Raw genomic sequence first — 25283 nt, 5'->3', positions numbered from 1 at the left:
AGTCGAGGCTTAAAAACAGTCTACTAAATTACAATTTTTAACTTAATAATTAACACTGCATCATGTTAAAAGACAAAGGAGAACAGCGAACATCATTAGCAAGTTTAGGAGAGTTTGGATTGATTGATCATTTGACAGCAAATTTCAAAGTAACACAAAGTTCTACGATTAAAGGAATTGGTGATGATGCAGCCGTTTTAGATTTTAAATCAAAAAAAGTAGTGGTTTCTACCGATTTGTTAGTCGAAGGTGTCCATTTCGATTTAAGCTATATGCCACTAAAACATTTAGGTTACAAAGCCGTTATTGTAAATCTTTCAGACATTTATGCAATGAATGCTACGGCTACACAAATAACGGTTTCTATTGCTGTTTCCAATCGTTTTCCGTTAGAAGCGTTGGAAGAATTATACAAAGGAATTCAGACAGCCGCCGAAATTTACAATGTTGATGTTGTTGGTGGCGATACAACTTCTTCTACGACAGGATTGTTACTCAGCGTGACCGCGATTGGTGAAATTGAAGAAGAAAAACTTACTTATAGAAACGGTGCAAAAGCAAACGATTTATTAGTCGTTACAGGTGATATTGGTGGCGCGTTTTTAGGATTGAAAGTATTACAGCGTGAAAAATCTGTGTTTGAAGTAAATCCAAACAATCAACCAGATTTAGATATGTACACGTATATTATTGAACGCCAGTTGAAGCCTGAAGCGCGAAAAGATATTTCGAAATTATTACACGATTTAGAAGTACAACCTACGTCTATGATTGATATAAGTGATGGTTTATCTTCAGAAATAATGCATTTGTGCAAACAATCAGATGTTGGATGTAACTTATTTGAAGATAAAATTCCGTTAGATCCGCAAGTGATTTCTACAGCGGAAGAATTTAATATTGATAGTACAATGGTTGCTTTAAGTGGTGGAGAAGACTACGAATTGCTATTTACAGTAAAACAAGAAGATTTTTCAAAAATTAAAGCAAATCCAAACTTTTCTATCATTGGTCACATGACAGAAGCACGTGAAGGAATTCATTTAATTACAAGAGCAAATACTAAAATTCCATTGAAAGCACAAGGCTGGAATGCAATGGATGAATAATTTTGTTAGACATTTTGCGCTTATATTGTTAGATGTAGTTTGTAATGCATGTGCGTCAAGCTGAACTTGATTCAGCTTTTTATAACATAAGAGTGAGTTTTATGTGTGATTCTGAGTCAGTCTAAAAACCTAAAACGCATGATTTTTCTTCTTGTGAAATGAAATCAATGTTTTATTAATGTCTTTAAGTTGAGGTGTCAATGATGTAATTTGTCCTTTATCATCATTTGTAGCTTCACAATTACACAACATGCATTGGTATTCATTAACGTGTGATGTAACTTTTTTGGTAACTCTGTAACGATGACCGAAAATATTGCAATACAATTTTCCGAGTGAAAAGGTAGTTTTAATACTCATGTTAGTATCCATGTTGATAAGTAGGTTAAAATAGTTTTTTTGGGCACAACTAATATAAAAATTGTTATCGTTTATCCGACGAAAAGATCAATTTTTTAGACGAAATACGCTTTTTGGAAAGGTGAATGGTATTTTTCAGAATTAATTCTTTCGTAATTATTTTAAAAATCCTAAATTTTAAAAATGTATTTTCTTACGATGTATAAAAATGAAGTAATAAATACTTACGCTCGAACAAACAAATGAAGCGCATACAGTAATTCTTCTTTATTTTCAATGTGACTCATATGGCCATCAGGTAAAATATCGACAATGACTTCTGAGTTTTTTGTTTGATCAATTAATTCATCAAATTCCAAAATAGGATCATGTTTTCCAATAATCATCATTTTTTTATACGGTGAAAAGTGCAATAAAACCTCACGATCTTCTCTGATTTTCATGCCTTCCAAAGCCGCTACAATTCCTTGTAATGAAATAGTCAACGCTTCTTTTTTAACCATTTTGATAGTTTCTGCAAAGATTTTACGATTTTTTGGTCGGAATAAATTTGTAATTGCAATTCGGATAAATTGCTTGTGATTATACTTTACAGCTTTAATTGCCCTATCACGATTTATTTTGCGTTGCTCACTGTCAGCTCTAGCGGTAGCGTTTATCAAGCACAAAGCTTTTACATAATCTGGGTACATTTCGGCGAAAGCCAACGCCACATAACCGCCCATGGAATGCCCTGCAATATGAATTTTACGCAAACGAAGTGCAGTTAGTACCGCAAAAACAGTTGCTGCCATTTCTTCCATCGTATGAATGTAGCCAATACAATCCGTATTTCCATGACCTAATAAATCTATGGTAATGACTTTGTGCGTTTTCGAAAATTCATTCACATACGCATGCCACATCGTACTTGTTTCTAAAAAACCATGTAAAAGTACCAACGTATTTCCTTCACCAGAAACGGTGTAGGCAATTTCTATATTTTTATAGGTCACAAACTGTTGCATGTCGCAAAAATATGTATCTTTCGTTAGCTATAAAACCTGAAACTAAAAATGTTTACGTCACCATTCAAAAAACTATCAAATGCTTCCGAAAAGAAGTTGTTAATCTTAGCAATTGCTACCTTTTTATTAGCGGCAACCTGCATGATTCAATTTGATGTTTTACTTAAAAATGATTTGGCGCCATTTGGAATAATTTCATTCGAACTAGCAAAAACACTTGATCATTCTGCACAAATTCTCGCTTCGTGGCAAGCAACTGAAGGCGCAATGCAATCTGCAGCATGGAGTTTATGGTTCGATTATGTTTTTATTATTACGTATACATTTTTATTGTGTTTACTAATTCATCGTACCGCAAGAATTGTTTGGACAAATCAAGAAAGTTTAGGATATCGACTTGGAATTGTGTTGTTACGAATGGTCATTTTTGCCGCTTTTTTAGACATGGTTGAAAACTTTGCGTTGCTTCAATTGTTTTATGGCGATTTGCAATCACATTGGTCATCATTGGCATTTGCGACGGCTACTTTAAAATTTATCCAAATCATTTTCGGAATTCTATATGTAATCATCAACTTGATTATTGTTGGAATCAAAAAAATTACTCATGTCAAAAAATAAAGAACTTTTTGTTACTGCTTTTGCACTATTTTCTATGTTTTTCGGAGCGGGAAATTTGTTATTGCCGCCATTATTAGGATATCAAACAACCAATCAATGGCATTGGGTTACGCTCGGATTTATGATTACGGCTGTTGTGATTCCAATCTTTGGAATATTGGCACATGCGCGCTTGCAAGGTTCAATGTATGATTTCGGAAAAAAAGTTTCGCCGCTGTTTAGTAGCGTATTTTGTATAATTATTTATATCATTTCTGTCACAATTCCATCACCACGAACAGCCGCCGCAACACATGAAATTTCTATATTTCCCAACTTTGGAACAAGTGCTTTATTGACAAGTACCATTTACTTTGCGTTGGTATTATTATTTGTGTTAAATCGTTCCAAGATTCTTAATTTCATGGGAAAATTTCTAACACCGTTAATTGTATTGATTCTATTGGCAATTATCAGTATTGGATTGTATATGCCGCATGAAACGGTGTATACTTTATCGGTAGATACGTCTCCGTTAATTACAGGATTAAAAGAAGGATATCAAACTTTTGATGCAATTGGTGCTATCGTAATTGGTGGTGTACTTATTATTTCGTTAAATTTAAAAGGACACGATTCATTTGAAGAAAAGAAAAAACTTATTGCTAAATCTGGTTGGATTGCCGGTTTTGGATTGTTCATTATCTATACAGGATTAATCATTTTGGGTTCGTATTTCAGAGGTGAACTTGACATTGAAGCAACTATGAGTGGCGATATGAAACGCGCAACGTTATTACGTGGTATTAGTTTGGCGACTTTAGGAAATATTGGAACTGCATTTTTAAGCGTACTAGTTGCGTTGGCATGTTTTACAACTGCTGTTGGAATTACAACAGGAGTAGCCGATTACTTCAAAGGATTGTTTAAAGATTCACAAGAAGTATATATAATCACGGCAATTGTAGCTTGTTTGATCGGAATTTTAGTTGGGCAATTAGACTTTCATTATATTATTATTGTGGCAGTTCCTGTGTTAAAATTTGTGTATCCAATAGGAATTGTGTTGATCTTTTTAAATGTAATTTCACAAAAATTGGCAACACCATTAGCTTTCAGAGCAGTTGTGTTGGTGACGTTTATCTTTGGAGTTTTGGACATGTTTGCGCATTTCTTTCCAACAAATATATTTTTAAAAACACTTCGTGAAGTCATTCCACTAGGAGCAATTGATTTTGCTTGGGTTTTACCTTCTTTGCTAACGTTTATTTTGGTGGTTGCTTTTCAGAAGAGTAAATAAGTAAGATTGCTTCGCTGTTAGAACCAAGACCGCTTTGCTTTTAGAGTTAAGATTATTTTGAGAGCGTAAAATAAAATTCTTACAAAATTTACTTAATTTACAAGAGGTTTTTATAAAAACGGAATCGTCTGTGTTCAGAAATAATGAACTAGCAAGCGAAATTGCGAAGCGTAGCTTCAAGCATATAGCTTAGCTAGTGAATGTTGCGTAGCAATTTTCTATACTCAGACTTGATTTTTTGGTTCGTTTTTTATCAAGAAAAAACGAACATTGTTAAAAAAGATTATGTAGACATGAACAAACTCATTATAGCAGGAAACGGTTTTGATTTGGCGCACGGATTGCCAACACATTATAATGATTTTATGGATGCTTTTTGGCGTGATTTGAAAGAAGATCAGAATGATGAAATTATAAAAAAAGTAGTGCATCTAGATCCTGTGTTTCAAGATCATTTTGACGAAGGAGAAATTAAAAACTTTAGAAACTTTGAGGCAAATATTCTTAATTATTTAAAAAATAATTTACGTAGCCATGAATATCAATTAGAAGCATATACATTTTCACAAAGAGGAAGATCTAAGGATTATGGTAATCAGGTTGTTTTATTCAAATTTAAAAATCAATTCTTCGAAGAATTAAACAAAACACAATCTATTCAAAACTGGGTTGATGTTGAGAATGAGTATTATAAAAAACTTAAAGTTATATCTAAACTCAGTTCAATTGATAAACAAGCAAAAAAAGAACAAGTTTTAAAACTTCACAAAGAATTTGAGCAAGTGAAACAGTTGTTAGAAAGATATTTGCAAAGAAATGTGGAGCAGGTTTATGAACTTAGAAGTAATGATGATGCAGAGAAACTCTATGATATATTTCAGCATTATTCTAGATTAAATAAAAATAGAAAAATACTAGATGAATTTTCTGATCCAGATGATTTTCATGAAATTGGAGAAGTTGTAATGGGATCAAATAAATTTTTAGAAATATCTCTATTGGATACTTATGTTTTAAATTTTAATTATACTGATACATTTGAGAAGTATGTAAAGTTAATGAGAGATAAAAAGATTATCTTACATATAAATCACATTCACGGAAAACTCAATGAAAACATCGTCTTCGGCTTCGGAGACGAAATGGACGACGATTATAAATTAATTGAAGATATGGACGATAATGAATATTTACGTCATTTTAAGTCGTTTCAGTATGTGCAAAATTCCAATTATAAAGACGTGTTACGGTATATAGATTCCGAGAAGTTTCAAGTGATTATTATGGGACATTCCTGTGGTTTATCCGATAGAACGTTACTGAATACTATTTTTGAACATGAAAATTGTCGTTCTATTAAAGTGTTTTATCATCAACGTAAAGATGGAAGTGATAATTACACCGAAATCATTCAAAATATTTCCAGGCATTTTAATGATAAGAAACTCATGCGAACCAAAATCGTAGAGAAAACCTTGTGCGAACCGATGCCGCAGATTCAGTTGCCGAAGAAGAAATAGTGCGTCATTCTGAACTTGATGCGGAATCCACTTAGTTACGTAATGGATTCCTGCCTACGCAGGAATGACAAAAGAGAATAGAATTCCTAAGTAGTTCTCGATACAATTTTTCTATGAAAAATCACTCGAACTAACGTTTGAGGTTTATAGCTTTAAATACGTAAATAAACACTACTTTTTACGACCAAAGAAAAAGTTTTATATTACACCAAAGAAACACGCATTCATGGCAGTTCAAGATATTACAAACTACACCTATCAGGATACATTTTCATTGAGTGTTGTGCAATTTGAAAAAGCATGCGTTGTCAATAAACCTGAACAAGTAGATTCGTATACTATTTACTGGATTAAGGAAGGAAAAGGAACGTATCATATCGATTTTGAAGCATATACGTTTGATGGAAATATTATCTTCTTTTTGTCGCCAGGGCAAGTATTTTCAGTCAGTTCCGAGAAAATTAAAGAAGCATATAAGCTTTCATTCAAGCGTGATTTTTATTGCATTCAAACACATGACAAAGAAATTTCATGCAATGGTGTGTTGTTTAATAATGTGTATGATACGCCTTTTGTGACTCCAAAACCGAAAGATGTGCAACGATTAAGTTTTTTACTAGAAGATTTAATTGAAGAATTTAACAATGAAAATTCGGGTCAGTATGATATGTTACAATCATACTTGAAGCAATTTATCATTCATTCGGTTCGTGTGAAGAAGGAAGGTTTTGTTGTCAAAGAAGAAATAGAAACGAAACTCTATAAAGATTTTAGTGTGTTGGTGGAGCAAAATTTCAAGAAAATGCATTCGGTTTCAGCCTACGCAGATCGGTTGGGAATTTCGCCAAAATCTATTTCCAAACATTTTCAAAAATTGGGAACCACTACGCCAAGCGATTTTATTAAGAATAGAATCATCCTAGAAGCCAAACGTCAATTGTTATATTCGGAACAATCTGTAAAAGAAATTGCTTTTGAGTTGGGCTTTAATGATCCAGCATATTTTACACGTTTCTTTACCAAAGCCATTCAGAAATCTCCATTAAACTTTAAAGCTGCATATAAGAAGTAGTTTGGATCGCTTCGCTTTTGGATCGCTTCGCTTTTGGATCGCTTCGCTTTTGGATCGCTTCGCTTTTGGATCGCTTCGCTTTTGGATCGCTTCGCTTTTGGATCGCTTCGCTTTTGGATCGCTTCGCTTTTGGATCGCTTCGCTTTTGGATCGCTTCGCGTTGGTTGTTAATAACTGAATTGTTATTCCTGCGTAGGCAGGAATCCATATTTTAGTATGTATGTGGATTCCGCATCAGCTACGCAATGACAAAATCTAAAAGAAAACGCGTCTAAAAATCTAATAAATCTAGCATAAAACCCTTTTGTCCAATTCTTAGGAACTTTTGTCCATTTCTTGGCATGTCTTTCCGCCGCATCTTTGTACTGTTCAAAAAATACAACGACTAGCTCCGTAATTAGTTATTAAATAAAAGATACATATTTCACATTGAGTGGAGTCGAAATTAAAAACCAAATAGTATGAAAAACACACAAAATACCACATGCCCAAATTGCTGGGGATATCAAGAATACGATGCACAATATCTAGAGAGACAAATCTGCGAATGCAAGAGCTAACATTATTTAAAAACTAAAAATTACAGAAATTATAGAAATTATGAGTACACGAATTGAAACATTAAACCCAGAAACAACAACAGGAACATCAAAAGAATTGTTTGATGCAGTTCAGAAGAAATTAGGATTTATTCCAAACCTTATTAAAGTATTTGGAAATTCTCCAGCAACGTTACAAACGTATTTAAGCTTAGGTGAATTAACCGCTAGCGGAAACTTTAGCAACAAATTCAGAGAGCAATTAGCATTGGCAATTGCAGAAGAAAATTCATGTAATTATTGCTTGTCTGCACACACTGCAATTGGTAAAATGAACGGATTAACGGAAGAACAAACGGAAGCAAGCAGACAAGGATTGGCAACTGATGCGAAAATTCAGGCTGGTTTACAATTCGCGCAAAGCGTTACAAAAAATAGAGGTCAAGTGTCTACAGAAGAATTGGCAACAGCAAAAGCGGCAGGATTTAACGATGGAGATATTTTAGAAATCGTATTGAATGTAGTTTCAAACACCTTGACAAATTATGTAAATCACATTGCAGCAACTGAAGTAGATTTTCCGTCTGTAGAAGCAGGAAAGTTTGCAGTAGCACAATAATTTTCAAATGAAAAAATGAATTTCTTAAATCTTGAATGTGAGAAGACGGAACGCGATTCGAGAATTCATTTCTAACTATTTATTAACAATAAAAAGTAACCAAATTATGGAAAATCAAATAAAAAATAATTTAAAACACGTTCATGAACTTTTAGCAAAAGGAGCATTTATTGAAGCAATGGAAACGTATTTACACGATGAAGTTGAGTTGAGAGAAGCAAATGGAGTAGCAAAAAAAGGCAAGAAGTTTAATGTAGATTTTGAACACGATTTTATCAACAATCAGTTAGAAGAATTTGTAAGATACGATGTAAAAAATCTTGCTGTTAATGGAAATCATTCTTTTTATACTGCAGAAATGGAGTTGAAATTGAAAGATGGAAGTACACTACTTTCTGAGCAAGCAGTTGCTACTGAGTGGAAAGATGGAAAAATTTATAGAGAACGTTATTACCACGCATAAGAGTAAAAATTAAACATAAAATTCAAATTAAATAACAAATAATAAAAAAAGTAAAATGAAAAAATTAATCGCAATTTTAGTGCTATTCATAGGGTTTTCAATAACTACACAAGCACAAAATAAAATGATGAAGAAAGACGTGAAAACGGTTTCTTTACAACAAACAAAAGGAGAGTTTACTCAAAAATCAGTTACACTTTCAGAAGGAACATATGTTTTTGAAATCGAGAATACCAATGTTGGACATGATGTCGGATTTGTATTAGCGCCAAAAGGAAAAACAGATGCCGCAAACCACATTAAAAACGCGTATGTAACGGAAGTTGTAAAAAATAATACGACAGGACATTCAAAAGAAGTAACACTTACCAAAGGTACGTATGTGTATTTTTGCCCGCTAAACCCTACACCGCAATATACTTTAGTAGTAGAGTAAATACTACTTTTTTTTCATGATTGATAGTGAAAAAGCACGCCAATTGGCGTGCTTTTAGTATATAAACAATTTTTTTTTATAGTTTAATTAACTTCTTAGTTGCAGTTTCTCCTTTGTTTGAACGAATATTTACAAAATAAACACCACTAGCCAAATTGTCAATTGCAATTGTATTCACAACTTGATTTTTAAGTGATACAGATTTAATTGCTTTTCCATTGATGTCAACTATTGAAATATTTTCAAGTACAATACCATTTGTAGCTGTAATGTTTACTTCGTTCTGAGCAGGATTTGGATACATAGAAACTAATGAATTCAACTCGGGAAATTCTATCGTAGATAAAACAGTATTTTCATAAATTTTTACATTTCTATAAAATGAAGTTGCATCGTTATAACTTCCACCACCAGGATAATTGTTTCCAGAAGTCCATACTTCAGTAAGTGCATCATTATCTGCTGAAAAGAATAAATACGGTGCATTTCCAGTATATAATTGCCCAATTGGAATTGCATAATGTTTATAGGTATATCTATCGGCGTCTGTATATGTATTAAAATCGTTGTTGTATGTAGCCGAACTTGTTACATTTTGTGTACCGTATAATTTGTAGCCAAGTAAAGCATCGAGTGCCAAATCGTCGTCAATTCCTATGTAATGAATTTCTCCATCAATGGTACTCATAAAATCAAATTCGATAATCGTATTTGGTGTAATTGTATAATTTATTTCAATAGCTTTCCATGCATTTACAGATAAATGCAGTGTAGCACCATTATCATATATTGCAGAAACACCACGATCTTGTGCTACATCATAGGTTAAAATAGTTTCTGTACTAAAATCAATAATCGGAAGCAATGTATCACAAGCGTCATTTTGGTTTGGATTCGAATCTAAGTTTACATCCGGATATCCATTACACAAATCAGCACTATCGCAAACTCCATCACCATCACTATCATTGTTAATATCGTTAGGGCAATCATCACACGCATCCGGGATATTATCACCGTCAGAATCCATTCCAGTAGTACAACCGTATAACGTAGTTAATACATTGTTTACAGACCATAAATTATTTCTTTGTGCTACGGGAGAATTTAGTGCGGCTTCCATGCGTACTTTTTGTCCTTGTGTAAACATGGCGTACGTTGCGCCTGTATAATCCATCATATTGGTTAAGTTATCTACACTTCCACAATTTGATACAGCTCCTTGCCCAGGATAATCATCTAAATCTCTAATTATATTTCCTTTCGTATTTGGAGTATCAAGTACATCATCATCAAAACTACAATATACATCATTCCCATTTCCACCAGCATTTGCCCAAATATGATACACATTTAGCCAATGTCCAACTTCATGTGCTAAGTTATGATACCAAGTTTGCCACATTTGGTCATGTTCTCCAAAAGCCCAAGCAGACATTACATGTCCGTCTAAATATGCGTTTGAAGAATCGTCTACATTTGGTGGAAAAGTTGCAAAACCAGAAGTTCCGCTTCCGTCAATTGCTTGGCGAACTACATAAATATTAAAATAGTTTTCACGCGGCCAATGATAAATTTGACGCATATCATTATTATTTCCTCGTAAGGTGTAAAAACCATCTTGTTGCCTGTCAATTCCGTTTGTTGGATTCCCTTGCGGATCAAACTTTGCTAAAACAAAGCGTAGTTTTTTTGTGTCAAATGCACCTCTAACTGGCAAGAAACTCGGATCAATATTACTATCAAAAGCAGAAGTTCCTGCAAAGAAAACATTTAATGACTCGATGGCTCTTTCTACTGCGGCATCAGAAATATTTTCAACTCCATTGTCATGGATGATGTGTACTACTACAGGAATAATATAATCTGTTCCGATTGTTAATCCGTCAACACCTGTAAAATCTTCACTTGATGATGGACTTGCTTGAAAATTTTCTGTAAAACGTTTCAAATCTTGATACGCTTGATTGTTTTCAGGACGTAACTCAGGATGTGTTGCATACAATTGTTGTTGTACAATCTCTTGTCCGCACTGCTGTTGTGCATAGGATAAAAAAACAAAAGAAAAGAAAGAGAGGAATAGTAATGTTTTTTTCATGGTATGGTAAATAGTTAATACTCACAAAAATAACTTTTTTTGTAAAAAGTAATTGCTAACAGGCGGAAAATCTTTTGGTTAGCATTTATTGAAAATTAGTTAATGTGTAGCTGAATATCAAGTCCGCTTAATTTTTCTTTGATCACATCAATTTTTTCTTGTAATGTTGTCGGATTGACAACTAAGTTTGGAAATATCGTTGCATCAGGTTTTACAGTAATTTTTGTGTAATTTTCTTTTTCGTTGCTTCCGCAGATAGTTCTCGTTTGCGTAACACCTTCTTTAAATAAAAACGCTCCTTTTTGTCCGTTTGAATACGTGAGTAATTTGCACCATTCGGAAGTTGCGTTGATTCGTATAAGACCGATCAATTCACCAAAACCAGCTTCCTGAGCGCTTTTCTTCCAAAGTGGAACAGATTTAGGAATTTTCACCAAAGTAGCTTCTGCCTGTGTAATATCTTCCAAATAATCTTGATACACTTCAAAAGACATTCCTACATTAAATTCAACAGAAAACTCGTCAGTATACAAGTTCACAGTAATCACTGCGCTTTTTTGGTCAATGGCATATTGAATAATTTCTAACGGAAGTGAATCGAGTGTTTTTTCCTTAAAGAGCGTTTTAAAATACAATTTCGGACGCATACGCATGTGCTCGGATGGTTCTATGTGACGAATCATAAATGTTTGTAAATTGATGAAGACTAAATATACTTAAAACTCATAATTAATCAATTGTTAATTAACGTGAGTTCGACTTAACTTATTCCAATATTTGGGAGCATATTAGTAATTTTGATAGATGGTTTTTTAGGTATAAAACTATATGCTATTAATCCACAGACCAAGTTTGATATAAAATTATCTACCGACCTATGTCTTATATGCTCAATATAACATACATTTTTTAAGATGTCATTTACAGATTCAATTACAGCTCTTTTTCTTAATAGTACTTTATCCATAAAATCCATTGCTTTTTTCTTCATATTCTTTCTCACTTTTGTTATTAAATGAATTCCATCTACAAATAATTTTTCAAATAAATCTTTTCCGAGATAGCCTTTGTCTCCATAAATTTTACCAAATATTTTATCATTGAATGATTTGTTTCTAAGAGGTTTTCTATCATCCACATTCCCTGGAGTAAGCATAAACTCGACTAGTTCACCTTTATCGTTACAGACAAGATGTAATTTAAATCCATAAAACCAACCTAAGGTTCCGTAACTTTTTTGAGCTAAACCAGCAAACACTTTATGTTGCTTTTCTCTTTTATAGTGACAGGATTTCAACGTAGTAGAATCTATAAATGAAATGCCAGTACAACTACCCAAACAATGCATTTTCATAAATACTCCTAGTGGTTGAACTACTTTTTTTTGAAGTTCAACAAAACGATTGTATGAAACACAATCGGGGAACTCATTACGCATATGTTTACACACATGATTTATATAGAAGTGCTTCAGATTTCGGTAAGATTTTAAATGAAAAATAACTAAAATAGTCATTACTTCTGCATCAGACATTTTACGCTTTCTTTTGCGTATTTTCTTTTTATTTGGGTCAAGAAGACTGTTTTTGGTAACCAAATCGTTATATTCTTTACTAAAATCGTCTAAAAGACAAAATATTTCAATAATTTTATTGTCAGTAATCATAGAGAAGTTCTTATTATTAGCTTGTTATTCAGAACATTAAGTTAATGATTCCTTCTCTATTTTACAAACAATTAAAACATCTTCTTAAGTCGAACTCACGTTAAATAGTAATGAACCGCTTCAAAACGTGAACATGGTGCTTCGAAAGCATCTTGTATAAGATTACCCCATATCGGCAAGGGGCATTTCAGCTTTAGTTAATCTTGATTCGGTATCTCATCATCAAATGTTTATTAATATAATGATGCCAAATGTGTGTTGAGCTTACTATTTCAACAACAACTTCATAAAATCTGCTTTGTAGGTTTGCCCAATAGGAATTTTAGTGTCGTTAATGATAATTTGATTGCCCGAAACACTATTTAGCTTTTCCAGATTGATTGCGAAGGATTTATGGGTGCGAACAAAGTGCGCCGCTGGTAATTGTCCCAACATATTTGTAAAGGTACTATTAGTCAAAATGAACGTGTTTTCTAGATATATTTTGACATAATCACCCAACGCTTCTAGGTAGATTATCTCTTTCAAATTGACTTTGTGAAGCGTTTTGTTTTCTTTTACATAGATAACTTCATCCGTAATAGTATTTTCAGTCGTTTTTGTAGCATCAAATGCTTTATTGACAGCCGTTAGGAAACGATCAAAAGAAAATGGTTTTAAGAGATAATCTACCGCGTTGACTTCAAAACCGTCAATGGCATATTCGGAATATGCTGTAGTGAAAATTACAGCTGGCGGATTTTTTAATGATTTGTAGAAACTTAATCCTGATATGTTTGGCATATTGATGTCTAAAAACAACAAATCAATGTTTGTATGTTTTTGCAGCGTTTCTAAAGCATCCGTAGCATTGTTGCAAACAGCAATCAAATTTAGAAAAGGTACTTTTTCTATGAAAACTTTTAATACTTTTTGCGACGAAGGTTCATCATCTATGATTAAACAATTTAGGTTCATTTTTCTTCGGTTATGTGGAGTGATACGGTAAATGTTTCGGCAGTTTCTTCAATCTGAAATTGATGCCTTTCAGGATATACAATTTTTAAATTGCTTTGTATATTTTCAAGTCCAACACCTGAATATTCATGGTTGCTTTTTTGTTGTGAACTATTGTTATGATTCACAATTTGAAAGTAAAACTTTGTATTTTCTTGCGAAAGCGATATTTTGATAAAAGGATTGTCTACTTTTTTTTCCATTCCGTGCTTGAACGCGTTTTCTACTAATGGCAATAGCAACATTGGATAGATTTCGAAGTCTTTATTTTGAATATTGATGTCAAACGTAATGTTTTCTAAACCGTGCGTTCTAAATTTTTGAAACGCAATGTAGTTTTTTAGTAATGTAATTTCTTCTTTTAGTTTGATTCGATCCGCATCTGCATCATAGATAATATATCGCAATACATCTGATAATTGCACAATGGCTTCTGGCGTTTCTTCTTTTTTCTCTATCGCTAATGCGTAAATTACATTCAACGAATTGAATAAAAAGTGCGGATTTATTTGCGCGCGCAAGTGTGAGAGTTGGATTTGAATGCGTTGATTTTCTGTTTGCAAGTGTTTGTTTTGTTCGGCATTGAAATACAACCAACTTTCAAAGATTCGTAATAACATGGAAACTATCAACAACAATATAAATTTTGTCATTGCCTGCAAGTTCGATTGATATGAAATGAAGAAGTAATCTGTAAAAATCACATCCAACAATCGTTCAAAATATAGTACATAGAATTGCCAAAAAAGCACTATTAAACCAACAAAAGCGAGTGCAAAAACCAAGTATTTCCCTTTTTGTAATAATCTAGGTACTAAGAAATATGTATTGATCACAATAGAAATTGCCATCACCGCTAAGAAACAGAACGTGTAGATATAATCAATTTTCAAAGGACTTTTCCCTTTTGAAAAGATAAATAGTAAGATACTATAATACAGAAACCACAATGCTATGTTGAACACAACATTGCGTTTCTTTTGAAATATGTATTGCATATTTGTATTAAAGTTTTGCATGTGCTTTTTCTAAAGTAATTTGCTCGGATGATCCCCAAATTTCGTCTTCGTTTGTTGCTTCAAATTTTTCTAAGAATTTATATAATTCTTCCGAAGTTGCTGTGATGACAAACGTTTCGTTTACACCTAATTTTTCATGTTGCAATCGGATTTTATTTTGTTTTTGTAATGCTTTAATTTTAGATTCATCTAACCATTTAAAGCTTAATTTTTTGTTTTCGAGTCGTTCAATTTTTGCAACAGAATGTGTTTTAACTACGTGTTGCGCTAATAATTTGTTTTCGTTTTCCAATCCGATATCAAAAGGCGTAAAATCTATAAAGAGCTTTCCGTTTACCTCAAAAGTAACTGCAATAAACATCGCTTCTTTGCCTTTTTTGGTATAGTTAACAACATACGATTTTTTGTATTTTTCATAGATGATTTTATCATTTTCAGATTGTTTTGGAAATTGATTATTTTCGTTTTCGAAGAGTTTTTTAAAAGATTGAATTTTCCATATTCCATCTTCGGCATCTTTCCATTTTCCTAAGAAATCTTCTTGATAACTAATTGCTTTGGCAATGTAAAAAGGTTGTAATGATTTTAAGATACATGAGTTTAACAGTATCAATGCTGCAAGCATTAAAATGATTCTTGTTTTCATAATATTGTCGTTTTAAGTTTATAGGTCAAAACAAGTGAATTCGCAAATGCGTGACAAAAAATTTCGTCCAACATGGAGCAACTCATGTTATACACTTAAAATGTATGTTGTAAACTTACTTATGAATTTTAAATATAGAGATTTCTTTGCTTTCCAACACATTCGACTTCGTTGAATATAGAAATTCAAGATGATTAATTAGCTTTCATTTTTTTTCTTGTTCTCGACTGCGCTCGAAGTGACAACTCACAAAATACATTACAAACTTGAATACTGAGCGGAGTGGAAGTAAAAAACCACCACACGAAAATCGCTTTCCGCATAGTGGCAAATCAAGCATGAGAATGCTTCTTTGTATTTTTAATGTTTTGTCAGCTTCACAACATACTTCCAGATCGATTGTGATTTTTGATAATAGAACTCAAATTATAAATCTCTTAGAAAGACTCCGCTTTTCAGCGGAGTTAATTCAACTTGCAAAGTTATGTGCTCCTATTCAGGCTTCACAACTTTGAGTTTCATTAAAATAAATCTAGGTTTGGCCAAGATTTAATAGCTTTAATACCATCTTGTAATGCTTTTTTCATAGCGCCAGCTTGTCCTGAACCATTTCCTGTTGAGTTTGTTAGGAATACATAACTGATCCCATTGTCCATTTTTTTGATAAGCGTACTTGTGCCACCCATTCCGCCACCATGCGACCAGTTTCCGCCACTTACCGACCAACCTTTGGCATAGCTTGACACTGATGACTTTGTCGCCATGGTGTTAATGGTGCTACTTTTTAAGATGTCTTTTTTAGAACTGTCTCCATCAACACGTACCATGAATCGCATTAGGTCAACTGAAGAAGCAATCCAACCGCCATGACTGTCCATTCTTCTCATTTGTAAATTGTAAGCGTTCCCACCATTTGCATAGTAAACCACTTCTTTGTATTTACGGTTCTTTTTTTTGTTTGCTCCAATATACATTTGCGAGATTCCGCATTGTTTTAGAATGTTGTTTCGTAAGTAGCTTTCGTAACTTTTTCCCGTTTTCTTTTCAATGATTCTTCCCAATAAGCAGTATCCATAGTTTGAATATTCATAGAATGTCCCTGGTTTGTGACTCGGATTACGATCGTCCAAAACCCACCCGATTAATTTGGATTGACTTAATTTCTTCTTTTGAAACATCGGTGGTCCCCATGTGTCCGTTTCTTTAGGTTCTAAATTGTGATCCCAAGCATTGCCACCAGCAGTGTGTTCAAGTAAATGTTGCACCGTTATTGCTTTTTCGCGACTTCCTAGTGCTTTTGAACCGTAATTACTTCCTAAAATACTGTTGTTTCCAAAAACTTTATCGCTTAGTTTTAGTTTCTTTTGTTCTACCAATTTCATAATTGCCACAGATGTTATTGGTTTTGAAACACTTGCCAATCGTAATAAACTTGTTGCAGACGCAATGGTTTTGTTTTCTTTGTCACCATATCCATATCCTTTTGCATAGACTAGTTTTCCATCTTTTACAATTCCGATCGTTGCCCCAGGAATTTTAAAATCTTTCATTACTTTTTTAATCTTAGCATCTAATTGATTTGTATCGCGACTTTTCCAAGTAGTTACATTTTTAAAAGCGGCGGCATAGCCTGAAGTTTTTCCTGCATCGTGTCCACTTACTGAAATTGGAACAGCTCCTTGATAGTAATGATTGTCAAATTCTAATTGATAGTTTTTCGGATTCATATCATGACGTGCGCTATATCGTCCTGATTTCTTTTCCATAATACAAGCGTAGTATGTTTTTTTGCCTACATCATAACTATCTACTTGTGTTACACGAAAACCTTGATCCCAATATTTCGTTACTGTTTGTTGGTATTGTTTGCTCGACATACCATGGCGTGCTACATATCCTGAAGCGTTTCCTTTTTTCCAAATAGCTGCGTAGTATGCTTTCCCTTTGATTCCGTAACCACTTATGTGTACCAAACGATAGCCATCTTTTTGATTCTTTTTGAATTCGGCAGCATATTGCGCTCCTGTCAATCCGTGACGCGTTCGCAATCCGTTTGTGCTTTGTTTTTCCCAAATGGCAGCATATAGTGCTTTTTTTCCATTAGAATAACCATCAACGTGTAGTAAACGATAGCCATTTCTTTGGTTTTTTTTGAACTCATCTTGGTATTGTTTGGACGTAAGGTTGTGACGTAATATTTGTTTCGATGGATTTCCTTTTACCCATAATCCTGCAAATTTTGTTTTCCCGTTTACGTAATATCCATCTACATAGGTAAGTTTGTAACCTGCTTTGAGATATTTATCAACTTCTTTTTGATATTGTGCAGACGAAAGATTGTGCCGCGCCGCATAACTTTTTAATGTTTTTGGAGCATACAATTTTTCTTCATTGTTAGCGTTTTCACCTTTTTTTGTTCCTGCAAAAGAGAATGAAATTAGTAGCATCATTCCTAATATTGCCAATTTTGTTTTTGTATTCATCATTTTGATTTTTAAAATTAATAACGATGCAAACCTAGTATTGGCAATGGGTTCAAGTGTCCCGTATTGTTGAATTTAAAGGAATTGGGACTCGTATGGGTGTTTTTCCCGAAAGACTGTGGGTGACATGCCCGTGTGTTTTTTGAAGGAATTGTAAAAAGCCGATTTTGAGTTGAAGCCAGCTTCCAATCCAATGGATAATACAGGATATTCTATAAAAGCTGGATGCGATAGTTTGGATTTTATTTCCTTGATTCGGTAACTGTTTACAAAGTCAGAAAAATTGTGTCCGCTTAGTGCATTAATCAATTGTGAAAGGTAATTTGCGCTGATGTTTATTTCTTTGGAAAGTGTTGCTAATTTTATTTCTGGATCTCGGTAGCGTTTTTCTTCTTCCATTAACGTACAAATTTCTTTGTAATAGGAATTATCATTTGTGATACTGATTCCTTTTTTCTGTTGTTGTAGTTGTAGTAGCTTTTTTTCCGTCAGTTTTGCAATGAGTTGAAATAGACATAGATGGTTTTCTGTAAAGAAGTTAGCTTCCGAATGTTCGGAATCTAATACACCTTTTAGCGTTCCTTCTATGTAAATAGGAACCGCCAATTCTGACAAACGTGCTTTGTCATCTATGATGTAACGACTGTCTTTGCGCGTGTCTTTGATAAGTTCGTAGTTTCCCGTTTGGGCAACACTTCCGACAATTCCTTTTCCTACTGAAATTTCTTTAGGCTCATGAATTTCGTATGTATTTTGTGTTTTATTACCAAAAGCGGCTTCTTGATGGAGCATTTGTGTTTTTTCATCTAGTAGATAGAGTACACAATCTTCCAATTGCAGTTTGGAAACACAGTTTTCTAGTATATCCCAAAGCACTTCTTTTGTTTTGTTTTTATCAAATAAAGATGTTGCAAAGTAGCTTAGAATTGCAATGACTTGTGATTGATTTTGCCTTAATACTTGCAATGTTTCCGGCTTAAATAGTTTGTCTAATCCTGAGAGATTGAATGCCGTTTCTTCTTCTGTTCTTTCTTTTTGAATTTTTTGTAAATGCGCGCTACTTTTTATGTAGAATACATAGTAACAAGCCAAATATGCAATCCACAATGGATAGTAATTATCATTTCCACTCACATTTATATTCGTTTTTATGTATAGAAGCGTGAGTAACCAAAAAACGCTGAGTAGAATTAACGTTATGTATATGTTTTTTAACCATTTTGTTTTCCGAATGACTGCCGAATATGACAGTTCGCCTAAGTCTTTTTCGTAGTTTTTAATGATTTTGTAATTCCAAATACCAATAACAAATGTGAATAGTAATGCTAGATTTTCATTCCATTCCGTACGAATGTTACCAACCGTTTCTCGCGATAAAATGGAGTAATCGACAAAGACATTAATTTTCACAATAGTGTAAATGAGAAAGAATACTGCAAACGGAATGAGTAAGTAGTTTTTATATTTTTTGAAAAGTTGTTCTTTTTTAAGATATGCACAGGTAAACGCAGTGAAGATTACAGGCGCTAGAAATTCGAGCGGAACTACCAATAAGGCTAGCGCTTGGTACTTTTGGGTAATTTTTATATCAAACGAAATGTATTGCAGAATTGCAGTTGCTGTTACAATTAGAAACCAATAGAAATAGCGTGTTGCTTTGTCGTTAATTTTTCGTGTACATACATGGTACGCTACTAAACATAAAAGTCCGACAGCGCCAATGAAGATTGTTGTGTTGTATAGGTTCCAGTTTAACATCTTTTGGTAGGTTTGGTTACTTAAAGATAAACGAAAAAGCTATTGATTACCTTGATTTTCTTCTGATTGGTTATGAATTTTGTATCAATTGTAGATTCGCTTTGATTCCTTTTAATAAAAATTTTTGAAATAAGTATACGATCAAACGAAATGGAAGGTGCATTATTTTTCCTAAAATGCCCTGTAGTTTATAGCTACTCGATAGTACTAATTGTGTTACTTTTGGATGTTGACGTAATTCGTGTCCGCCAGTTTGAATTTGAAACGTATTTATAAAATCTTTTTTAAGTTGTAAGATGTTCTTTTACTTGTGCTAGTTTTTATGCGTACTCACAATTCGTGTCATTTGCCATGTTCCATTGTCGTTTTTCCAAATTGTGATAAACTTACTTGGAATCGATTTCGCATTTGGCTCTTGATTGTTGTAGAATTTGTGTTCGCCCATTTGTACCGCGCCATATCCTGGAATTGGATATACTTCAATGGTTCCATCAATTAAAGTTCGTGTCACTTTTCCGCAAATATTGTTTTTCATGGCTTCCATGATTTGTGTTTTGGATGTTGACAATCCGCCTTTGTCATGAAAAAATTCTAAATCTTCTGAGATTAATTCGTCTTGAATTTTTAAATCACAGGTATTGTACGCGTCAAAGAAACGCTTGTCTAAAGCTACAATTGTAGTGTATAAATCTTGATCTACAGGCGTGTATTTTTCTTTGGCAACAATGGTTCGTTTTGATTTTGTTCGGACAGAAATACACGATGTTGTAAAGATTCCTAGTGCTAGAAGTACGACTAATTTTGATTTCATTGGTTTGTTTTTATTGATTGATGATACTTAGTAGACAACGATTTTATAAAATTGTTACACTTCAACTCCGCTCAGTGTAACACACTTCTACAACATTGCATTCAATGAACCTAAAATACTCAGTGTAAAACACTTCTACTAGATTCCGTGGAGTGAACCGAAATGCTTGTGTTGAGCGGAATCAAAATGCCTAATATCATCAATAAATAAATTTACTATTTTACTTCTTTTATAAGTTGATACGTAGCTTCTAATTCTGCTATTGCTATAATGATGTCTTTTTCGGTGGTTTGCCAATTGACAAATGCAGCTCTGAAACACGCTTCTTCTCTATATAAAGAAGGTGTTATGAATATTTTTCTTCTGGAGTTTATTGTTGTTATAAATTCATCTTGTTGTACTTTCGAAAAACCAGCAACTTTAAAACATACTACATTTACGCGTGTTGGAGCAACTAATTGAAAGTTGTTGCTTTTTTCGATATAATTAGTTAATTGTTGCGCCAATTCTATATTTCTAGAAACAATTTCTTGGTATCCTTTTTTCCCATACGCCATCAACGAAAACCAAACTGGTAATGCTCTAAAACGTCTGGAGTTTTCAGGGAGAAAGTTTAAATATGTGAAATTTTCCATTGGTTTTCCTAAATAGGGTGCATTCGAATTTTGATAGGTTTCTATTTGTCTTTTTTGATGTTTTTCTTGCATAAAAAATACCGCGCTATCATACGGAACATTGAACCATTTGTGGCAATCTACCGTAATACTATCTGCCAGTTCCCAACCAGAAATTAACTGTTTTTTATTTTCTATACAAGCGACCATTCCGCCAAAAGCGGCGTCAATATGCCACCAGAAATTATACGTTTCTTTTAATTTTGAAATTGCTTTTAAATCGTCAAAATCTACACTATTTACAGTTCCTGCACTTGATAGTACAATTACTTCTCCTGATGCGTTTTGCTGTAAAAATTCTTCCAATTTATCAACATCAATTGCTTCTCTAGCGTCTAGTAACGGAAGTTTATGAATGTTTGCACTTCCGATTCCTAACATAGACAATCCTTTTACCACAGATGAATGTGCCATTCCTGCGGCAACTTGTATTGGTTTTTGCAATCCTGTTAAGGCAATATCATAGTTTTGATTTTTCCCAATCCATTGTCGTGCAACTCCTAAACAGGTAAAGTTGGACATGGTGGCGCCAGTGACAAATCCGCCAAAAAAAGTAGTTGGCAACTCGAAAAAGTCCAGTAATAACTGAATCGTTTCTTTTTCCATGATTGCAGAAACATCGCCTCTACCTTTTACACTTTGTGTATTTTGATCAAATGTAGTCGCTAACCAATCACCAACTACAGACGCAGGTGTTGCACCACCTGTTACATATCCCCAATATCTTGGTCCAGACGATCCGCACATAATTTGTTGATAATCCGCTTTGAATTTTTCTAATATAGCTTTAGCTCCAAAACCTTCTTCTGGTAGTTTGTATTTTTTTACTGCTTGTGGTTTTGCAGAAGCTGGCATTGTTTCAATTTCTTGAAAATGTTGCATGGCAACATGTTTTACTCCATCAAGTAATGTTTCTATGTTTTCCTTATCGGATGCTAATTGTTTATACATTTTTATAGTTTATTTTGTTTCGTTTCTCCATATATAATTCAGGTCTTTCTGGATTGACAAATCCATGCTTTTCATATAACCAATTGGCAGAACTTGTTAGTAATATCCAAATTCGTAAGCCTTGTAATTCTGGGTGATTCATCATAGTTTCCATCAACCAAGACGACACGTTTTTTTTCTGATAGGCTTCAATTATAAATACATCACACATGTATGCCATCGTGGTTTTATCCGTAATTAAACGTGCAAAACCTATTTGTTTCTTTTCGTGAAAGATTCCAAAGTTTACAGAGTTTTCAATAGATTTTTTCACCATATGTAATGGAATGTGTTTTGCCCAATACGATTCTTTACTTAAGTATTGATGAATCATTTCCATGTCTAATTTTTCAATATCTGTTGTAATTGAATAGATTTCTTTCCCAATTATTTTCTCCTGCATTTTTGCTGTTTTTTGATTGCTGTAAATTTACAAGACATCATCATAATAAAACAGATTCAGTTTTTTACCTTTACACCATATCAGATACACATGAAAGTAGCTAATTTTTTATATGAAGATATTGCAATACATATTGAAGAAGATATTTTAAATGGTGTGTTGCAATTAGGTGCCAAGCTTCCGTCCGTCCGTATGTTTAGCAAACAACACAACGTGAGTGCTTCCACTATTTTTCAAGCATATTATTCACTAGAATCGAAAGGTTTGATTGAAGCGCGACCAAAATCTGGTTATTACGTAATTTATCAACCAAAAAAATATACACCTTCTTTTGATCATTCTAGTTTAGAAACAACTCCAGCCATACATGAATTAACGACTGATGCTATGATTTCACATATGGTAGATTTGTTAAGCGCTAAAACCTATACACATTTGTCAACTGCCAGACCTGATCTTTCGTTGTTACCAACAGCAACTTTACAAAAGAGTGTTAAGTCTGCATTGACAACTTTGGGTTCGTCTATTTTAAATTATGAACATCCGACAGGAAATGTTACGTTACGACAGTTAATTGCTGGACAACAAATAAAACTTGGAAAAACATTTACCGCAGCAGATATTGTCATTACTGCTGGCTGCACAGAAGCTTTAACTTTGTGTTTACAAGCAACAACGCAAAAAGGCGATATTGTAATTTCGGATAGTTTAACGTATTATGGAATTCATCAAATTATTAAGAATTTGGGACTGAAAGTAATTCCTGTTCCAATACATACGACAACAGGTTTGGATGTGAAGTTCTTAAAACGTTCGTTAGAAGAGTTTCCTGTTAAAGCGTGTTTGTTAACGACTAATTTTAATAATCCAACTGGCATGAGTTTAACAACTGATCAGAAGAAAGAGTTGGTAAAATTGATTACAAAACACGAAGTTCCATTGATTGAAGATGATGTGTATGGCGAATTGTATTTTGGAAAACACCGCCCTAGTACATGCAAACAGTTTGATACTAAAGGTTTTGTACTATATTGTTCTTCTTTTTCAAAAACATTAGCGCCTGGTTATCGAATAGGATATGCCATTCCTGGAAAGTTTACTGAAACGGTTACACGATTGAAAAGAATACACTCGTTAGGTTCTAGTACGTTGTCACAACAAGCGCTGGTTTCGTTTTTTTCTAAAGGTAGATATCCGTATCATCTAAAAAAATTACGTCATACATTGCATACCAATATGCTTGCGTATTGCAAACTTATTTATACTTATTTTCCTGAAGATATATATGTGGTTCCACCAACTGGCGGTTATATTTTATGGATTGCTTTTCCAAAAGATTTTGATAGTATTTTTCTTTTTGAAGCTGCCAAGAAACACAAATTGATTATTGCGCCTGGACAGATTTTCTCCATGAACGATTCGCATACGAATTACATTCGTTTGAGTTTTTCAAAACCTTTGACTGAACCTATCGAAAAAGCAATCCAATTGCTTGGCACATTGGCGAAGGAATTGTATGCGTCAAAGAATCGCTTGTCTAACTCCACAATTGTATCGTATAATTCTTGATCAACAGGAACGTATACTTTTTTGGGCGAGCTTGTCTTAAGCAAAGTCGAAAGATTTATCTTGAATAGTATTAAAATCAATAAATCTTTAGGCGGGAAGTCTATTTGAACTTTACTCGATATGACATTTATGCTAAATTTATTTTTACTGCTTATAAATCAACTGGCCTTAATTTATCAATAATTTCTGTGCTCACCCAATACACATTTGATGACTCATCTTCGTTGGATCTATTAAAAAACAAATATTTGCCATCTGGAGTGATACTCGGACAAGATTCGTTAAAATTAGAATTTACTTTATTTCCAAGCGGAATTGGTGTTGTCCATGTCCCGTCTTTTTTCTTAAAGCAGACATAAATATCGTGGTCTTCATTTTCTTTGTTTCGAGCATATACCAGCAAATACTCTTGAGATGGGGAAACAAACCCGTGATGACCAAATTCAAGTTCAACTTCCTGTACTTCGGGAAATTTACCGTTTTTGTTTGGTGCATAGTATATTTTCGCTTTTGAAATACTTGTATAAAAAAGATCTCCGTTTTTAGCTTGATTAATATAAAAAACTATGTCATCATTAATAGGTGAATCAAGTTTTATTGCATCACTCCAAGAATTCTCTAAACGGTTTACGTACCAAATTTTCTCATCCGAAAAAATAGAATCAAAAGCTGTGAAGTAAATCCTTTTGTCATGAAGACTAACGGATGGATATAACTCCTCTTTTTTTCTCCCATTGGTAAAGTTTGCTCTTTTAACGGGAGTCCATTTATCACCTTTAAGTTTTGAGAAATAGATAGATGATGCTTCTTCATCTTTTTCATGAGCTGAAAAATATATTTCATCTAAATCAGGAGAAAACGAAATAGTCGATGCATTCCTTCCATTAATTGAAACAATGCCAGGCGCAAAAATTTCTGGAATTAATTCTGGTGGTTTTTGTCCAAAATATAGCTTTTTTGAGATGGTAGAATCAGTGCCTTTTGGTTTCTGATTTTTTGTAATACAAGCATTTAAAACCATTGCAAATACAAGTATTAGATATATAGAATTGTTATTTTTCATAATTCAAACTATTATATAGATGTCATTTAAGTAAGAAAACAAATATAATTCATTAAGAGGATTGGCTTTAAAAACCCTGAGT

At 33.4% G+C, this 25283-nt stretch carries 23 protein-coding genes; 9 read left to right on the top strand and 14 right to left on the bottom strand.

Annotated features, from left to right (window positions below; translation table 11 throughout):
• Positions 1 to 62: 62 nt before the first annotated feature.
• Positions 63 to 1109 carry a thiamine-phosphate kinase gene (thiL, locus tag ACQ654_RS12030; RefSeq protein WP_430410579.1) on the top strand — a complete coding sequence of 349 codons (1047 nt, stop codon included), beginning with the start codon at positions 63 to 65 and terminating at the stop codon, positions 1107 to 1109.
• Positions 1110 to 1238: 129 nt separating this feature from the next.
• On the opposite strand, the gene ACQ654_RS12025 is transcribed toward thiL, so the two are convergent.
• Complete coding sequence (locus ACQ654_RS12025; RefSeq protein WP_430410578.1) at positions 1239 to 1469, bottom strand: hypothetical protein; 231 nt, start codon at positions 1467 to 1469, stop codon at positions 1239 to 1241.
• 224 nt (positions 1470 to 1693) lie between these two features.
• Positions 1694 to 2476: an alpha/beta fold hydrolase gene (locus ACQ654_RS12020; RefSeq protein WP_430410577.1), complete on the bottom strand. Its 783-nt coding sequence runs from the start codon at positions 2474 to 2476 to the stop codon at positions 1694 to 1696.
• Positions 2477 to 2524: 48 nt separating this feature from the next.
• Between ACQ654_RS12020 and ACQ654_RS12015 the strand changes: the two genes are divergently transcribed.
• From ACQ654_RS12015 to ACQ654_RS11985, 7 genes are all read left to right on the top strand, one after another.
• Positions 2525 to 3097 (top strand): hypothetical protein, encoded by a 573-nt coding sequence (locus ACQ654_RS12015; protein ID WP_430410576.1) that lies wholly within the window; start codon positions 2525 to 2527, stop codon positions 3095 to 3097.
• Positions 3084 to 4376 carry a branched-chain amino acid transport system II carrier protein gene (gene brnQ, locus ACQ654_RS12010; protein WP_430410575.1) on the top strand — a complete coding sequence of 431 codons (1293 nt, stop codon included), beginning with the start codon at positions 3084 to 3086 and terminating at the stop codon, positions 4374 to 4376. The genes ACQ654_RS12015 and brnQ overlap by 14 nt, the downstream gene beginning before the upstream one ends.
• Before the next feature lie 293 nt (positions 4377 to 4669).
• Positions 4670 to 5896, top strand: coding sequence for an AbiH family protein (locus ACQ654_RS12005; RefSeq protein ID WP_430410574.1), 1227 nt, complete (start codon positions 4670 to 4672; stop codon positions 5894 to 5896).
• A gap of 226 nt (positions 5897 to 6122) precedes the next feature.
• The gene (locus tag ACQ654_RS12000; protein ID WP_430410573.1) at positions 6123 to 6968 is read left to right on the top strand and encodes a helix-turn-helix domain-containing protein; all 846 of its coding nucleotides are present in this window, start codon (positions 6123 to 6125) and stop codon (positions 6966 to 6968) included.
• Positions 6969 to 7568: 600 nt separating this feature from the next.
• The gene (locus ACQ654_RS11995; protein ID WP_430410572.1) at positions 7569 to 8126 is read left to right on the top strand and encodes a carboxymuconolactone decarboxylase family protein; all 558 of its coding nucleotides are present in this window, start codon (positions 7569 to 7571) and stop codon (positions 8124 to 8126) included.
• Positions 8127 to 8232: 106 nt separating this feature from the next.
• Positions 8233 to 8589, top strand: coding sequence for a hypothetical protein (locus tag ACQ654_RS11990; RefSeq protein ID WP_430410571.1), 357 nt, complete (start codon positions 8233 to 8235; stop codon positions 8587 to 8589).
• Between the two features lie 55 nt (positions 8590 to 8644).
• A complete protein-coding gene (locus ACQ654_RS11985) occupies positions 8645 to 9025 on the top strand; it encodes a plastocyanin/azurin family copper-binding protein (protein WP_430410570.1) in 381 nt (126 codons plus the stop codon).
• A 76-nt stretch (positions 9026 to 9101) separates the two neighbouring features.
• Here the strand turns inward: ACQ654_RS11985 and ACQ654_RS11980 are convergent, their stop codons facing one another.
• The 11 genes from ACQ654_RS11980 to ACQ654_RS11930 all read right to left on the bottom strand — a co-directional run bounded on the left by ACQ654_RS11980 (position 9102) and on the right by ACQ654_RS11930 (position 22569).
• The gene (locus tag ACQ654_RS11980; RefSeq protein ID WP_430410569.1) at positions 9102 to 11123 is read right to left on the bottom strand and encodes a M43 family zinc metalloprotease; all 2022 of its coding nucleotides are present in this window, start codon (positions 11121 to 11123) and stop codon (positions 9102 to 9104) included.
• 95 nt (positions 11124 to 11218) lie between these two features.
• On the bottom strand, positions 11219 to 11806 hold the full coding sequence (locus ACQ654_RS11975; protein WP_430410568.1) for a hypothetical protein: 588 nt from the start codon (positions 11804 to 11806) through the stop codon (positions 11219 to 11221).
• 77 nt (positions 11807 to 11883) lie between these two features.
• Positions 11884 to 12789: an IS982 family transposase gene (locus ACQ654_RS11970; protein ID WP_430410567.1), complete on the bottom strand. Its 906-nt coding sequence runs from the start codon at positions 12787 to 12789 to the stop codon at positions 11884 to 11886.
• 267 nt (positions 12790 to 13056) lie between these two features.
• Complete coding sequence (locus tag ACQ654_RS11965) at positions 13057 to 13746, bottom strand: LytR/AlgR family response regulator transcription factor (protein ID WP_430410566.1); 690 nt, start codon at positions 13744 to 13746, stop codon at positions 13057 to 13059.
• Positions 13743 to 14783 (bottom strand): sensor histidine kinase, encoded by a 1041-nt coding sequence (locus tag ACQ654_RS11960; protein WP_430410565.1) that lies wholly within the window; start codon positions 14781 to 14783, stop codon positions 13743 to 13745. The genes ACQ654_RS11965 and ACQ654_RS11960 overlap by 4 nt, the downstream gene beginning before the upstream one ends.
• 7 nt (positions 14784 to 14790) lie before the next feature.
• Positions 14791 to 15450 carry a hypothetical protein gene (locus tag ACQ654_RS11955; RefSeq protein WP_430410564.1) on the bottom strand — a complete coding sequence of 220 codons (660 nt, stop codon included), beginning with the start codon at positions 15448 to 15450 and terminating at the stop codon, positions 14791 to 14793.
• A 521-nt stretch (positions 15451 to 15971) separates the two neighbouring features.
• Positions 15972 to 17933, bottom strand: coding sequence for a serine hydrolase (locus ACQ654_RS11950; RefSeq protein ID WP_430410563.1), 1962 nt, complete (start codon positions 17931 to 17933; stop codon positions 15972 to 15974).
• Between the two features lie 75 nt (positions 17934 to 18008).
• Complete coding sequence (locus ACQ654_RS11945) at positions 18009 to 19691, bottom strand: helix-turn-helix domain-containing protein (protein WP_430410562.1); 1683 nt, start codon at positions 19689 to 19691, stop codon at positions 18009 to 18011.
• A gap of 313 nt (positions 19692 to 20004) precedes the next feature.
• Positions 20005 to 20502, bottom strand: coding sequence for a nuclear transport factor 2 family protein (locus tag ACQ654_RS11940; protein WP_430410561.1), 498 nt, complete (start codon positions 20500 to 20502; stop codon positions 20005 to 20007).
• Between the two features lie 215 nt (positions 20503 to 20717).
• The gene (locus ACQ654_RS11935; RefSeq protein WP_430410560.1) at positions 20718 to 22127 is read right to left on the bottom strand and encodes a pyridoxal phosphate-dependent decarboxylase family protein; all 1410 of its coding nucleotides are present in this window, start codon (positions 22125 to 22127) and stop codon (positions 20718 to 20720) included.
• Entirely contained in the window at positions 22120 to 22569 is a 450-nt protein-coding gene (locus ACQ654_RS11930) for a GNAT family N-acetyltransferase (RefSeq protein ID WP_430410559.1), read from the bottom strand. The genes ACQ654_RS11935 and ACQ654_RS11930 overlap by 8 nt, the downstream gene beginning before the upstream one ends.
• A gap of 90 nt (positions 22570 to 22659) precedes the next feature.
• Here ACQ654_RS11930 and ACQ654_RS11925 point away from each other — a divergent pair, with 90 nt between their 5' ends.
• Positions 22660 to 24138, top strand: a complete 1479-nt coding sequence (locus ACQ654_RS11925; protein ID WP_430410558.1) for a PLP-dependent aminotransferase family protein — start codon at positions 22660 to 22662, stop codon at positions 24136 to 24138.
• A gap of 151 nt (positions 24139 to 24289) precedes the next feature.
• Here ACQ654_RS11925 and ACQ654_RS11920 read toward each other — a convergent pair whose 3' ends face one another.
• Positions 24290 to 25201, bottom strand: coding sequence for a hypothetical protein (locus ACQ654_RS11920; RefSeq protein ID WP_430410557.1), 912 nt, complete (start codon positions 25199 to 25201; stop codon positions 24290 to 24292).
• Between the last annotated feature and the right edge of the window lie 82 nt (positions 25202 to 25283).

It is taken from the genome of Kordia sp. (assembly GCF_965283645.1).
In the GTDB taxonomy this organism is placed as follows: domain Bacteria; phylum Bacteroidota; class Bacteroidia; order Flavobacteriales; family Flavobacteriaceae; genus Kordia.
The sequence above is the reverse complement of the archived record's forward strand: the minus strand, read 5'-3'. Positions and strand labels throughout refer to the sequence as shown.

Bases quoted from the DNA above. Each gene is read 5' to 3' on its own strand.
- thiL (WP_430410579.1), top strand. From the start codon at position 63: ATGTTAAAAGACAAAGGAGAACAGCGAACATCATTAGCAAGTTTAGGA.
- ACQ654_RS12025 (WP_430410578.1), bottom strand. From the start codon at position 1,469: ATGAGTATTAAAACTACCTTTTCACTCGGAAAATTGTATTGCAATATT.
- ACQ654_RS12020 (WP_430410577.1), bottom strand. From the start codon at position 2,476: ATGCAACAGTTTGTGACCTATAAAAATATAGAAATTGCCTACACCGTT.
- ACQ654_RS12015 (WP_430410576.1), top strand. From the start codon at position 2,525: ATGTTTACGTCACCATTCAAAAAACTATCAAATGCTTCCGAAAAGAAG.
- brnQ (WP_430410575.1), top strand. From the start codon at position 3,084: ATGTCAAAAAATAAAGAACTTTTTGTTACTGCTTTTGCACTATTTTCT.
- ACQ654_RS12005 (WP_430410574.1), top strand. From the start codon at position 4,670: ATGAACAAACTCATTATAGCAGGAAACGGTTTTGATTTGGCGCACGGA.
- ACQ654_RS12000 (WP_430410573.1), top strand. From the start codon at position 6,123: ATGGCAGTTCAAGATATTACAAACTACACCTATCAGGATACATTTTCA.
- ACQ654_RS11995 (WP_430410572.1), top strand. From the start codon at position 7,569: ATGAGTACACGAATTGAAACATTAAACCCAGAAACAACAACAGGAACA.
- ACQ654_RS11990 (WP_430410571.1), top strand. From the start codon at position 8,233: ATGGAAAATCAAATAAAAAATAATTTAAAACACGTTCATGAACTTTTA.
- ACQ654_RS11985 (WP_430410570.1), top strand. From the start codon at position 8,645: ATGAAAAAATTAATCGCAATTTTAGTGCTATTCATAGGGTTTTCAATA.
- ACQ654_RS11980 (WP_430410569.1), bottom strand. From the start codon at position 11,123: ATGAAAAAAACATTACTATTCCTCTCTTTCTTTTCTTTTGTTTTTTTA.
- ACQ654_RS11975 (WP_430410568.1), bottom strand. From the start codon at position 11,806: ATGATTCGTCACATAGAACCATCCGAGCACATGCGTATGCGTCCGAAA.
- ACQ654_RS11970 (WP_430410567.1), bottom strand. From the start codon at position 12,789: ATGATTACTGACAATAAAATTATTGAAATATTTTGTCTTTTAGACGAT.
- ACQ654_RS11965 (WP_430410566.1), bottom strand. From the start codon at position 13,746: ATGAACCTAAATTGTTTAATCATAGATGATGAACCTTCGTCGCAAAAA.
- ACQ654_RS11960 (WP_430410565.1), bottom strand. From the start codon at position 14,783: ATGCAATACATATTTCAAAAGAAACGCAATGTTGTGTTCAACATAGCA.
- ACQ654_RS11955 (WP_430410564.1), bottom strand. From the start codon at position 15,450: ATGAAAACAAGAATCATTTTAATGCTTGCAGCATTGATACTGTTAAAC.
- ACQ654_RS11950 (WP_430410563.1), bottom strand. From the start codon at position 17,933: ATGAATACAAAAACAAAATTGGCAATATTAGGAATGATGCTACTAATT.
- ACQ654_RS11945 (WP_430410562.1), bottom strand. From the start codon at position 19,691: ATGTTAAACTGGAACCTATACAACACAACAATCTTCATTGGCGCTGTC.
- ACQ654_RS11940 (WP_430410561.1), bottom strand. From the start codon at position 20,502: ATGAAATCAAAATTAGTCGTACTTCTAGCACTAGGAATCTTTACAACA.
- ACQ654_RS11935 (WP_430410560.1), bottom strand. From the start codon at position 22,127: ATGTATAAACAATTAGCATCCGATAAGGAAAACATAGAAACATTACTT.
- ACQ654_RS11930 (WP_430410559.1), bottom strand. From the start codon at position 22,569: ATGCAGGAGAAAATAATTGGGAAAGAAATCTATTCAATTACAACAGAT.
- ACQ654_RS11925 (WP_430410558.1), top strand. From the start codon at position 22,660: ATGAAAGTAGCTAATTTTTTATATGAAGATATTGCAATACATATTGAA.
- ACQ654_RS11920 (WP_430410557.1), bottom strand. From the start codon at position 25,201: ATGAAAAATAACAATTCTATATATCTAATACTTGTATTTGCAATGGTT.